Annotated in this window: 11 protein-coding genes; 4 read left to right on the plus strand and 7 right to left on the minus strand. The window is 73.8% G+C overall.

All coding sequences use genetic code 11. From position 1 onward, the window contains the following. Nucleotides 1-58: 58 nt before the first annotated feature. The 5 genes from SM452_RS11035 to SM452_RS11055 form a co-directional block, all read right to left on the minus strand. The gene (locus tag SM452_RS11035) at nt 59-709 is read right to left on the minus strand and encodes a DUF6461 domain-containing protein (protein WP_355513026.1); all 651 of its coding nucleotides are present in this window, start codon (nt 707-709) and stop codon (nt 59-61) included. Between the two features lie 176 nt (nt 710-885). Next, complete coding sequence (locus tag SM452_RS11040) at nt 886-1,419, minus strand: GNAT family N-acetyltransferase (protein ID WP_355513029.1); 534 nt, start codon at nt 1,417-1,419, stop codon at nt 886-888. A 47-nt stretch (nt 1,420-1,466) separates the two neighbouring features. Then, the gene (locus SM452_RS11045; RefSeq protein WP_357208407.1) at nt 1,467-2,456 is read right to left on the minus strand and encodes a BtrH N-terminal domain-containing protein; all 990 of its coding nucleotides are present in this window, start codon (nt 2,454-2,456) and stop codon (nt 1,467-1,469) included. Next, the gene (locus SM452_RS11050; protein ID WP_463839843.1) at nt 2,453-3,484 is read right to left on the minus strand and encodes a DUF3800 domain-containing protein; all 1,032 of its coding nucleotides are present in this window, start codon (nt 3,482-3,484) and stop codon (nt 2,453-2,455) included. The genes SM452_RS11045 and SM452_RS11050 overlap by 4 nt, the downstream gene beginning before the upstream one ends. A gap of 77 nt (nt 3,485-3,561) precedes the next feature. After that, entirely contained in the window at nt 3,562-4,134 is a 573-nt protein-coding gene (locus SM452_RS11055; RefSeq protein ID WP_355513038.1) for a DUF4240 domain-containing protein, read from the minus strand. A 93-nt stretch (nt 4,135-4,227) separates the two neighbouring features. Here SM452_RS11055 and SM452_RS11060 point away from each other — a divergent pair, with 93 nt between their 5' ends. After that, nucleotides 4,228-5,169 (plus strand): ATP-binding cassette domain-containing protein, encoded by a 942-nt coding sequence (locus SM452_RS11060; RefSeq protein WP_355513041.1) that lies wholly within the window; start codon nt 4,228-4,230, stop codon nt 5,167-5,169. Continuing rightward, nucleotides 5,166-5,912, plus strand: a complete 747-nt coding sequence (locus SM452_RS11065; protein WP_262012121.1) for an ABC transporter permease — start codon at nt 5,166-5,168, stop codon at nt 5,910-5,912. Before SM452_RS11060 ends, SM452_RS11065 begins: the two co-directional genes overlap by 4 nt. Here SM452_RS11065 and SM452_RS11070 read toward each other — a convergent pair. Further along, nucleotides 5,896-9,033 (minus strand): BTAD domain-containing putative transcriptional regulator, encoded by a 3,138-nt coding sequence (locus tag SM452_RS11070; RefSeq protein WP_463839844.1) that lies wholly within the window; start codon nt 9,031-9,033, stop codon nt 5,896-5,898. The genes SM452_RS11065 and SM452_RS11070 overlap by 17 nt on opposite strands. A gap of 448 nt (nt 9,034-9,481) precedes the next feature. Between SM452_RS11070 and SM452_RS11075 the strand changes: the two genes are divergently transcribed. Together SM452_RS11075 and SM452_RS11080 are read left to right on the plus strand one after the other, a co-directional pair. Then, nucleotides 9,482-10,162 (plus strand): hypothetical protein, encoded by a 681-nt coding sequence (locus SM452_RS11075; protein ID WP_355513050.1) that lies wholly within the window; start codon nt 9,482-9,484, stop codon nt 10,160-10,162. 143 nt (nt 10,163-10,305) lie between these two features. Continuing rightward, nucleotides 10,306-10,941, plus strand: coding sequence for a helix-turn-helix domain-containing protein (locus tag SM452_RS11080; RefSeq protein ID WP_262012118.1), 636 nt, complete (start codon nt 10,306-10,308; stop codon nt 10,939-10,941). A 74-nt stretch (nt 10,942-11,015) separates the two neighbouring features. Here SM452_RS11080 and SM452_RS11085 read toward each other — a convergent pair whose 3' ends face one another. Beyond that, nucleotides 11,016-12,107 (minus strand): alpha/beta hydrolase, encoded by a 1,092-nt coding sequence (locus tag SM452_RS11085; RefSeq protein WP_262012117.1) that lies wholly within the window; start codon nt 12,105-12,107, stop codon nt 11,016-11,018. Nucleotide 12,108: the final 1 nt, after the last annotated feature.

Here is a 12,108-nt window from a genome sequence, read left to right on the forward strand (position 1 = left end):
CTCGGCGGAGCCGGTCACCGGGCTGCCGGCGTGGCCGGGGTCAGTTCGGCGTCGGCGATCACCGCTCGACGAAAGGCGCCACGAGCATGGGGCGGTCAAGCATGTCCGGTGCGAACGACACCCCGGTCACCTTCGCCGCCAGGGCGAACCCTCGTGGCACGGCGTTGGAGGAACCGTCCTCACAGGCGGTGTCCCACGCGGCCTGATCCGGTGGCTCGTCCGGCCCCATGGCGAGCTCACGCGTGAAGTCGGTGAGCCGGTCAGGGTCGGAGCCGTAGCGCTCGTGCGGAACCTCCAGCCGGTAGCCGGTGACGATCGTGCCGTCGATCGCATAGTCGAGGCTGTGCTCGGCATAGTCGTGCCGGGTGACCGCCAGCACCTCGCAGCCCCGCGACAGTTTCGTCAGCACCTCGTGGTCCGTGGTCATCCAGCCGTAGGGTTCGATGACCACGCACCACGTGCCGGCTTGGAAGACGCCCACGTAGCCGCCGCCATCCTCGCCGCGCGTCTCATCGAGGAACTTTCGTGCCTTGTCGTCGAGCCCGCTGAAGTCCGACACCTGGCCGGAGTGCTCCTCACGGCTGAAGCGGTACACCACCTCCGCCGGGTCGAGCCCGTGGAAGAAGGCCACGCTGAAGATGTCACCCAGGGGACCGCCGTCGGAGACGTTGAGCCACTGGAACGGGGCCAAGGGATCGATTGTCGTCATGCGCGACATGATGGCAGGGCCGCAGCCCGGTCAGACCACCGCGCCGGCCGCTGGCAGCGAGGGTCTATCGACGATTGACGCGCAGTCCTGTCCACCCCGACATCCGCTACCACGACCTCGGCCCCACGCTTCTCGATGCGGCCGAAGTCGACCGGCAACATAGCTGTGCAGAGGGTCTAGCTTCCTGCGGCCGGCAATTGCATCCTGTAGATGTTGCGTAGCGCCCCGTTCACGTCGGCCGTTTTCCACCATCGGAACCCCAGCTTTCGGCTGACGTTCTGTGATGGGTGGTTATCCGGGTGGATGATCGCGAGCAGGTCGCCGCTGTACTCCCCGGCAGCTCTGACCAGGAGCGCTTCGGTTGCCTCAGTGGCGTAGCCCTTGCCGCGAGCCGCTGGATCGAGTCGGTAGCCCCACTCCAGCCATCGGCGACCCTCTAGATCGATCCAGTCAACTCCGGTATAGCCGACGACAACCCCGGACGACAGTTCAACGATCGCCTGCTTGGCGAACGAGACCTCCGCGCACAGCGCGATCGTCCGGTCGAACCGCTCGTGGGCCTCGCGAAGTGTCAGGGCGCCGCCAGAGAAAGTCATGAAGCACTCGTCGCAGAAGAGCTCTACGAAACGTGGCCGGTCCGCCTCGACGACATCACGAACCTTGACCCGAGGCATCGTCACGGGACGAAGATCTGTCTGCTGCTCCGGCACGCTGACCAGTATGCCGTTCAAGCCTGCCTCCGACTTCGCCACAGGCCCTACCCGGCGTCGACGGCGGCCAGCACTGTCATCGCCTCGCGTTCCCGGGCGGCCAGGTCGGTGAGGACCGCCGACGCGCGGGTCAGATGGGCCGCGTCGCCGGTGCGCCCGGCGGCCGCGATGTGGTCGGCCACGGCGGTCCACAGCGGGGCGATGTCGGCGTACATCAGATGTGCCCGGCGCAGGTGGGCGTCGCCGGTGACGGTGGCGGCCTCGGCGAGGAAGTCCCGGTACAGGGCGCGGAACAGCGCGCCGCCGGTGCCGCCGCGTTCCATCAGCGTCGCGGCGAGCGGCAGGTCACGGGCCGGGTCGGCGGCGCGGCCCAGCCAGCGGGTCACCCGGGCCGCGGCGGTGGCGATCCCTCGGTGGCCGAGGTTGGCGATCGGCGGGTCGAGGAACGCCCCGGCGTTGGCGCGGACCGCCGCGCGGACGGCGGCGTCCAGGTCCGGCGGGGCGCCGGGCGCGGTGAGCGTGTACGACAGGTGGCGCGCGGTCATCGGTCCACGCGCGGCGCGGGCCCGGGCCAGACTGTCCAGCGTGGTGGTCACCGCGCCGCCCTGCTGGGCGGTGTCGACCAGGTGGGCGTGGGTGTCGTCGTAGCCGTACATCGCGACGGTGTGCCCGCCGAAGTGGACCTTGGTGGTGAAGTAGTCCAGGTGGTACGAGTCCAGTTGCAGGCCGACCGGCTGTCCGGCGTCCAGCGCCTCGGTGACGTTCCGCCACGCCCTGGCCGCCGACGTCGTCTCCCGGACGCGCAGGTCCAGGCCCAGGTGGCCGGCGGCGGCCCGGGTCACGCACAGCGGCTTGGTGCGTCCGCCGAGGAACGGCACGTCCATGCCCTTGGCGTCCCAGTAGACGAAGCCGAGCCCCTCGCCGAGGCCGAACAGCATCGGCTCGGAGAGGTCCAGGCCGGCGTGCCGGGTCAGCACCCCGAGCGTGGTGGTCTCGCAGTGCACCCCGGCGCGAGGTGTCACGTTGTCAAGGATCACGTCGGCTCCTGTTCCGCCGTCACACCGGCGGCGTTCGGGTCGGGCTCGGAGGGTGGGGACAACAGCGGGCGCAGCGGCCCGTCGCCCGGGGTGCCGGACATCCGGCGGGCCACCCCGGCGAGCAGGTCGGCGGCCTGGACGCGCGGGTCGTCGCGCGAGTCGGTCATCACCAGCCCCGCCAGCGGCGACGGGCCGGCCGGGTCGCGCGCGGCCAGTACCGCCTGGAGGCGGCGCAGCCGGTCCTCGGTGAGGGCGCTCTGCTCGTCGTGGATCACCAGCACCCGCCGCCGACCGGCGCTCCAGTGCAGCACGGTCTCGGCCAGCGCCGGCAGCAGCGGCTCCAGCGGTGGCGGGATCGTCCGGTCGCCCGCGTACAACCGGGCCTGCACGGCTGCCACCCGGGCCGGGTCGAGCGCGTCGAGGACCGCGCCGGCCTGCGCGTCGCCGACGTGGCGCCGCAGCGCGTCCCGCGCCGCGAAGAACCGCTCGACGCTCCGGTCGTCCGCCCGGTCCCGCCGCTTGGTGCGCAGCATCTCGACCACTGCCGCGAGGAAGGCCGCCCAGCCGGGCCCGGCCGCCCGCCCGGCCCGGTGCAGCGCCGCCGCCGGTCGCCGGTCACCGGAAAGCCGGGTGCCAGCCGCATACGACGGCTCGGCCAGCAGCAGGTCGACGACGCGGGTGGCGAGGAAGAACTCCTTGTCGACGAGGTGTACGTGCGCCCGGCCGCGCAACGCCGACAGGAACCACTGCACCGCCTCGGCGGCTTCGCGGCGGCGCAGGAACTGCCGCGACTTGACCTCGTCGGGCGAGAACCGGAACCCGGACCGCAGCGTACTGATCAACGCGGCGGCCTCGTCGCGGCTCAGGTCGACGCCGGCGTGGACGATCACCGGGGTGGCCGGGTCGAGCAGGTTGGTGCCGGAGAAGCCGGACTCGTCGCAGGCGATCTCCCGCACCGCGCCGGTCAGCGCCTCGCCGGGTGGCAGCCCGCCCTGGAGCGGCAGCCTCGCACCCGTCGACCCGGCCATGCCGACCATGCTCGCCCACCCGGCCCGCGGTGGACCAGCGGTTAACCCGGATCGGGTCGGCGGCGGGCCGTGACGCCTCATTCCACCGGCCGGTAGATCGCCGCCAGGCGCGGCAGGCGGGCGCGCATCTGCTCGTCGTCGTCGAAGTCGAAGTCCTCACCGGCCGGGTCGGCCGGCGCCGGGCCGGGGGGAGCAGCGCGGTCGGCGGCGGCGAGCGCCTCCCAGAACGCGTCGGTGTCGGTGCCGGTCGCCGCGGCGTACGCGTCGCCCGCCGCGCTCAGCACCGCCTCGCACTCGACCGCGTCGTCGTCCGGGTCGACACCGGCGTCGGCGAGGGAGTCGGGATCGGCTACGGCCCGCTCCCAGACCGCCCGCCCCTGCGCGACCAGCCAGCCGCGGAAGTAGTCGAACCCGTCGTCCGAGCAGCCGCCGCGCATCAGGTAGGCGGCCGCCCACAGGTCCCAGCGCCACCCCTCCTCGGTCACGTCGTCGTACGCCTGCTCGAAGCCCACTATCGCCGCCGGAGTCAGCACCGACAGCTCCGCGACCAGGTGCCGGGCCACGACCTCGGCCCCCTCGGCGGTGACCGTCTCGCGTCCCGCGGCGCGACGCGCCCGCTCCACGATGTCCCAGAACGTCTCCCGATCCACGGCGCGACCGTACGCCGGCCCACCGACAAGCTGTCAGCGCCCGTGTCAGCGCCGTGTCAGGGCGGTGGCGGTACGGCCGCCCATGGTGGTCGCATGACGAGTTCAGCGATAGCGGCCTCCGGGCTGCGCAAGGCGTACAAGGACCGGGTGGTGCTCGACGGCATCGACCTGGACGTCCCCGCCGGGACGATCTTCTCCCTGCTCGGCCCGAACGGGGCCGGCAAGACGACGACTGTGAACATCCTGACCACGCTGATCCGCGCCGACGCCGGGTCGGTGCGGGTGGCCGGGCACGACGTGGCCACCGAGGCCAAGGCGGTCCGCGCGGCGATCGGCGTGACCGGGCAGTTCGCGGCGGTGGACGAACTGCTCACCGGGCGGGAGAACCTGCAACTGATGGTCGACCTCGGTCCGCGCAACCGCGTGACCGGCAAGCGGGTCGTCGCCGAGCTGCTGGAACGGTTCGACCTGGTCGAGGCCGCCGACAAGCTGGTGTCGACGTACTCCGGGGGCATGCGCCGCAAGCTGGACCTGGCGATGACGCTGGTCGGCGAGCCGCGGATCATCTTCCTGGACGAGCCGACGACCGGGCTGGACCCGCGCAGCCGGCGCACCATGTGGTCGATCATCAGGGAACTGGTCGCCGGCGGCGTGACCGTCTTCCTCACCACCCAGTACCTCGACGAGGCCGACCGCCTCGCCGACCGGATCGCGGTGCTCGACCAGGGCCGGCTGGTCGCCCAGGGCACGCCGGAGGAGCTGAAGCGCCGGATCCCCGGCACGCACGTGCGGTTGCGGTTCGGCACCGGCGCCGAACTGGACGCGGCGGCGCTGGTGCTGCCCGAGGCGGTACGCGACGAGGAGGCGCTGGCGCTGCGCGTGCCCACCGACGGCGGAACCGCCTCGTTGCGCGCCCTGCTCGACCGGCTCGACGCGCACGCGATCAGCGCCGGCGACCTGTCCGTACAGACCCCCGACCTCGACGACGTCTTCCTGGCCCTGACGGGCCGTACCACGGAGGTGGCCGCGAAATGAGCAGGAACCACTCGGTCGTCATGCTGCGCCGCAACCTGACGCACCTGCGCCGTAACCCCACGTCGGTGTTCAACGCGGTGCTGATGCCGATCATCGTGATGCTGATGTTCGTGTACATGCTCGGCGACGCGTTCTCCGTCGGCGTCGACTACGTCGACTACGCGACGCCGGGCCTGATGCTGCTGGCGGTCTGCTACGGCCTCGGCGGCACCGCGACGTCGGTGAACTCCGACATGACCAAGGGCATCATCAACCGGTTCAAGGTCATGCACGTCTCCCGGGGCGCGGTGCTGACCGGCCACGTCGTGGCCACCGTGCTGACGAACGTCCTCGCGGTCGCGGCCCTGGTCGGGGTGGCGTTCCTGCTCGGCTTCCGCCCGGCCGCCGGACCGCTGCACTGGCTCGGTGCGGCCGGCATGGTGGTGCTGCTCAGCGTCGCGGTCAGCTGGTTCACGGTCGCGCTTGGCCTGTTCGCCAAGTCGCCGGAGTCGGCGGGCATGGCCTCCGTGCCGCTGGTCCTGCTGCCGTTCTTCAGCAGCGCGATCGTGCCCGCCGACAAGATGGGGCCGGGACTGCGGCAGATCGCCGAGTACCAGCCGTTCACGCCGATCATCGAGACCCTGCGCGGCCTGCTCGAGGGCGCGCCGTCGGCCGGCGACGTGATCCCCGCGCTCGCCTGGTGCGCCGGCATCGCGGTGGTCGGCTACCTGTGGGCGCGGTCCACGTTCACCAAACGAGCGTGACCTCGACCAGCCGCTCCCAGCCGGTCTCCCGGCCCTGTGCGACCGCCTCGGCGAACCCCGCGTCGCCGAGGCGGTCGCGCGCCGCCGCCTCGATCCGGGGCACGTCGGGGTGGGTGCGGTCGGGCTGCCCGCGTACCGCGGTGGCGGCGCCGAGCAGCCGCGCCGCCTGGTCCGGCCGGTCCAGCCGCAACGCCAGGTCCGCGACACCGACGAGCACCTGCGCGGTCAGCGGCGCATAGCCACCCTCGCGCGCCGCCCGGCACGCCGCCGCCCGATGGGTACGCGACAGCTCGGCGTCGTCGGTCAGGTAGCCCAGCAGATCCTGGGTGCCCGCCCGGACACTGGCCAGGTCCGCCTCGTCGCCGAGCAGCGCCGACACCGACCGCAGCTGCGCGTACGCCTCGTCCGCGTCACCGTCGTGGCGGGCCAGGTACGCCCGGACCAGCGCCAGTTCGGCCAGGGCGCCCGGCCAGGCGACCCCGGCGGCGAGCCGGTGCGCCTCGGCCAGCGCGGCGGCGCTCGCCGTCCCGTCGCCGCTCAGCCGGTACAGCCAGGCCAGCCGCGCCCGCATCCGGATCACGTCCTCGACGGCGCCGACCTCGGTGACCGCCGTGACCGCCTGCTCGTAGTAGTCGCAGGCGGCGGCGACGTCACCGCGTACGGCGATCAGCTCGGCCAGCTCGCTGAGCGCGAACGAGATCCCGAAGCGTTCGCCCACGGCCCGGAACTCGGCGAGCGCCTGCCGCAGGCACGCCTCCGCCTGCGCCGCCTCGATGCCGAGGATGACCCGCAGCTTGCCCAGGTGCAGCCGGGCCAGCGCGCGTACCCACGGATCCTCGTGGTCGAGCAGCGACTCCCAGGCGGGCAGCAGCGCGTCCGGCTCCCGCAGCATGCGCTCCATCGGCACGACCAGGGCCAGCTCCGGGTGGCTGCCGCGGCCCTCGTCGCTCAACCGGTACGCCTTGTGGATCCACTCCGCCGCGTGCTGCGCGTCGCCCGGCCCGGAACTGAGGAACAGCACCACGAGCCCGTACACCACGGCGCGGGTGTCGTCGGGCACGTCGCCCGGCGCCTCGGTGGCCGCGATGATCAGTTCCATGCCCTCGCTGCGGTGGCCGCCGAGCCACCAGTACCAGCCGGCGCCGGCCGCGAGCCGCATCGCCTCGCGCCCCTCACCCGCGGCGAGCGCCCCGCGCATCGCGGCGGTGACGTTGTCGTGCTCGGCTTCGAGCCGGGCGAGCCAGGTGAGCTGGTCGGCGCGGCGCAGCCGCGGCTCGGCGGTCTCGGCCAGTGCGGTGAAGTACGCCAGGTGCGCGTGGCGCGCGAGGTCCGCCTCCCCCGCCTCGGTGAGTCGCTGCGCGGCGTACTCCTTGATGGTGCCGAGCATGCGGTAGCGCGGCCCGACGTCGCCGGCGGCGACCAGCAGTGACTTCTCGGTGAGCGTGGTGAGCAGGTCGAGCACGTCGCCCGGCTCGACGGCGCCGCCGGCGCAGACCCGCTCGGCCGCGTCCAGGCTCGCCCCGCCGGAGAACACCGACAGCCGGCGCAGCACCGCGCGTTCGGCGTCGGTGAGCAGTTCCCAGCTCCAGTCGACCATGGCGCGCAGCGTCCGGTGCCGGGGCAGGGCGGTCCGGCTGCCGCCGGTGAGCAGCCGGAACCGGTCGTCGAGCCGGGTGGCGAGCTGGTCGACGGACATGGTGCGCAGCCGCGCCGCGGCCAGCTCGATCGCCAGCGGCATCCCGTCGAGCGCGCGGCAGACGCGCGCCATCGTCATCGCGGTACGGGCGTCGAACACGAGGTCCCGGCGTACCGCGGCGGCCCGGTCCCGCAGCAGGCGGACGGCGGGCGACGACTCGACCTCGGCGGCAGTGGCGTCGCCGCCGGGCAGGCCCAGCGGCGCAACCGGCCACAACGCCTCCCCGGTGATGCCCAGCGGTTCCCGGCTCGTGGCCAGTATCCGCAGCCGCCGGCACTCGCCGAGCAGCCGGTGCGCCAGCGCCGCCGCCTGCTCGACGACGTGTTCGCAGTTGTCCAGGATCAGCAGCATCGCCCGGTCCCGGATCGCCGCGACGAGCCGGTCCGCCGGTTCCGCGCTGCCCGCGTCGCCGAGCAGCGCGTCCCGCAGGCCGAGCCCGGAGATCGTCGCCTGCACGACGTCCCCGTCGGCGCTGACGGCGGCGAACTCGACCAGCCACACCCCGTCCGGCAGGTCGCCCGTCATCCGGCGGCCGGTTTCCGTGGCCAGCCTGGTCTTGCCGGAGCCACCCGGGCCGGTGAGCGTGGTGAGCCGGTGCTCGGCCACCAGCGCGCCCACGGCGGCGAGGTCGGCGTCCCGCCCGACGAAGCTGGTCAGCTCGGCGCGCAGGTTGGTCCGGCGGGTGTCCTCCCGGCGTACCGTCTCGCCGCGCAGCAGGGCGACGTGCAGCGCCGACAGTTCCGGCGACGGATCGGCGCCGAGGGCGTCGGCGAGCGCGTCGGCGGTGCGCTGGTAGACCAGCAGCGCCTCGGTGTCGCGGCCGGCCGCGACCAGCGCGCGCATCAGCGACATGGCGAGCCGTTCGCGCACCGGATGGGCCGCCACCAGGTCGGTCAGCTCCGGGATCAGGTCGGCTTCCCGGCCGAGCCCGATCTCCGCGTCGTACCGGTCCTCCGTCGCGGTCAGGCGCAGCCGTTCCAGCCGGGTGGCCGCCGCGTCGAGCGCCGGGCTGTCGGGCAGGCCGACGTCGCGAAGCGCGTCGCCACGCCACAGGCCCAGCGCCTCGCGCAGCAGCCGGACCCGCTGCGTCCCGTCCCCGTCGCGTGCCCGGCGGACGAGACGTTCGAACCGTACGGCGTCGACAGCGTCGGGCTCGACGGCGAGCCGGTAGCCGTCGGGCAGCCCGTCGACAGCGCCCGCCGGCAGGGCCTTGCGCAGCCGGGACACCAGCCGTTGCAGTGCGTTCGCGGCGTCGGCGGGCGGCTGCTCGCCCCAGATCCAGTCGACGAGCGCCGCCTTCGGAACCACCCGGCCGGGCTGGAGCGCGAGGGCGGCCAGCAGCCCGCGCAGCCGCGCGCCCGGCACGTCGGCCGGGACACCGGCGTCCGTGGTGACCTGGAACGGCCCGAGCAACCCGATCTGCACCCGCCGATCCTGCCACGCCCGGCGACCCGGCCCGGGTCACCGCCCCCGCCGGTCAGGTGGCAGGCGCGGGTGCCGGCGCTACCTGGGCAGGGCACCCATCTCGCACGGGGCACCTCCGGGACACCGATCCTGATAAGTTGCGCGCTCCGCACGGGTTCGACGGGGGAATGCGCATGTCCGACACGGGGGCCGGATCCGATCAGGAAGCGACGGGGAACGGGGAACAGCGGGCCGACACCGCCTGGATGCCGCCGGCCGTTCCCGGCCCGCCACCACCACCCGTCACCGGGCCGGGTCACGAACCGCCCGGCCCGGTTTACGGACCGCCCACAGCGGGTCCGCCGTACGGGCCGCCGCGCCGGGCACGCCGTTCGGGCCGTACCCGCCGCCTGGCCCGCCGTCGTCCGGCCGCAGCCGCGGTCTGGTCGTCGCCGTCGCGGTGCTGAGCGTGCTGCTGCTGGTGGCGTGCTCTGGCCTGATCGGCGGCGCGTTCCTGCTGGGTTCCTCGCCCCGCGAGACGGCCGAGCGGGAGCCGGCCGCGCCGCCGGTGGCGCCCTGGCGGTCGTCCGGCGCGACGCCCACGCCGGGTGCGACGGCGAGCGTGGAGCCCTCGACGCGCGGACCGCAGCCCAGCGACTTCCCGGCGGCGCAGATCTCCGACCTCAACGACGTGTGCGACGGGGTCCTCTACTTCCCGCAGTCGCCGAAGCGCACCGGCGCGGCGCCGCACCCGGTGGCGCTGCTCGTCGGCACCGACGTGGGCACGCGCCGTCACGACCGGGTCTACTACTACGACGAGGGCCTGTCGAAGCGGGTCGAGCGGACCTGGGCGTCGGAGGACCCGAAGGCCGTGCAGATGGTCGCCTGCCTGGATCGCACCAGCACCGGCGCGACGATCCGCAAGTGCCGCTACGACGACCCGAAGCCGGACACGCTGGCGCTGCTGAAGGCCACCTACCGCCTGCGGGTGTACGAGGTGGCGACCGGCCGCAGGCTGCTGGACAAGAGCATGGGCGGGGACGACCAGCAGTGCCCCTTCGTGGTCCTGTACGGACCGGACAAGAAGATCTACGCCGAGGTCAGCCACCGGTCGCTGCTCTCGGCGCTGCGCAATCTCGTCAAGCGGTAGGCGGGCGACGCCGGCCGGGGTCCACCCGGGACGACGCGGGGAAACCGGCCGCACGGCCCCTCGCGCGCCGGCCGGGATGTTCGATACCATCGAACATCCCGGCGGAGGTCCCGCCACCTCGACAGGAGGTTCCCGTGCGGCCCATGAACAGTCAGCCGCCGTCGGAGCAGGCCGGCTCCGGTGGCGCCGCGGACGAGAACACGCCCGCGGGTGTCGTCGGCGGCCGGATCCGGCGCTACCGCAAGGAACGCGGGCTGACGCTGCGCGGCCTCGCCTCCCGCTCCGGGCTGTCCATCGGTTTCCTGTCCCAGGTCGAGCGCGGCATCTCCTCCATCGGCCTGACCGCGCTCGGCAGCGTCGCCAAGGCGCTCGACCGGTCGGTGGCCGACTTCTTCGACGCCGGCACGCCGTCGCCGGACAGCACCGTTTCCTCGCTCCCCCGGCACTTCACGCTGACCAGGGCGGAGACGGCCGCGACGCAGTACGTGTCCGGGCAACAGACCTACCGCATGCTCTCCGACCGGGGGCCGGACCTGGTGCTCGAACCGATGCTGGTGCACATCGCGCCGGGCGGGCGCCGGGAGAACGCGTACGGCCACCGGGGCGAGGAGTTCGCCTACGTCATCTCCGGCGAGCTGCTCTACGAGGTCGAGGGCGTCGAGCATCGGCTGTTCCCGGGCGACAGCGTGCACCTGCGCTCGTCGGTGCCGCACCAGCTCTACAACGACACCGACGCGGTGACGACAGTGGTCTCGGTCGTCACGCCCCGCCTGTTCTGACCGGCACGCCGGGCACCACGAATCGCCCTCCGATTTCACGTAGGTGAACACGGAGGGCGATTCGCTGTGTGGCGTCAGCGACCGAGGCGCGCGTCCACGGCGGTCATCGTGTCCTGCCAGATGACCGAGGCCGGGTCGATGACGGCGAAGTGGTCCCCCGCCTGTTCGAGGTGGCGGATCTCGTCCCCGGCGGCTGCCGCGGCGGCGGCGTAGCGCCGGTTGGCGTCGACGAGGTCGAGGCTGTCCTCCGTCCCCTGCACGAGCAGTGTGGGCACCCCGGCCGGCAGGCGGAGCATCGGGTCGCTCTCGGCGTACCGGCGCGGTGCCGTCACCGGTGAACCGCCCAGAGCGGCGGCGACAGCGCCGTCGCCGAGGTAGCGCCGCTCGCCCTCGGTGAGGTCGAGCACCCCGGCCAGCGACACCGCGAGCGCGACACGCGGCCCGCCCGGACGCGCGGCCAGGTCCGCCGCGGCACGCAACGCGAGCTGCCCGCCGGCCGAGTGTCCCAGCACGACGATCCGGTCCAGGTCGACCAGCCCGTCGCGGGCCGGTTCCCGCAGCGCGCGCAGGCCCGCCTCGACGTCCTGCGTGGTCGCGTCCCAGCCGTGCCGGTCCGGGCGCCGGTACTCCAGGTTCCAGGACGCGTACCCGCGCCGGGCCAGGTCGGCGGCGAGCGCGTCCATCAGGTCCGCGCCCCAGATGGACCGCCAGAACCCGCCGTGCAGCAGCACCGCGACCGGCGCCGGCCCGGCGTCCGGGGTGGACGGCAGCCGCAGGTCGCCCCACTGGTCCGGGTCCGGGCCGTAGGCGATCCGGGTGGCCGGCGCGCGGAGGCGGTGCACGGCGTGCCGGATCGCCCAGGCCAGGCCCCACAGTCCCCGTCCGGCCAGGTGGACCGCGCCGGGCACCGGCGACTCGACGGTCAGGTCGTACCAGACCACGCCGGACGGCTGCGCGCCGATGAGGGCACGGGCCGCCGGTGTGGGGCCGGGCAGCGCCACCACCGGCTGGTCCGTCGCGGCGAGCAGCGAGCGCAGCTCGTCGGCCGAGCCGGCGGTGACCACCTGACCGGCGACGTCCAGTTCGGCGCAGGTGGCGTCGGCCAGCGACGCCAGCAGGGCCGGGTCGGCCACCAGGCCGGGGCCGACCACCACGGTGAGCCGCACC

The sequence above is a fragment of the Micromonospora sp. SYSU B005 genome, assembly GCF_055362685.1.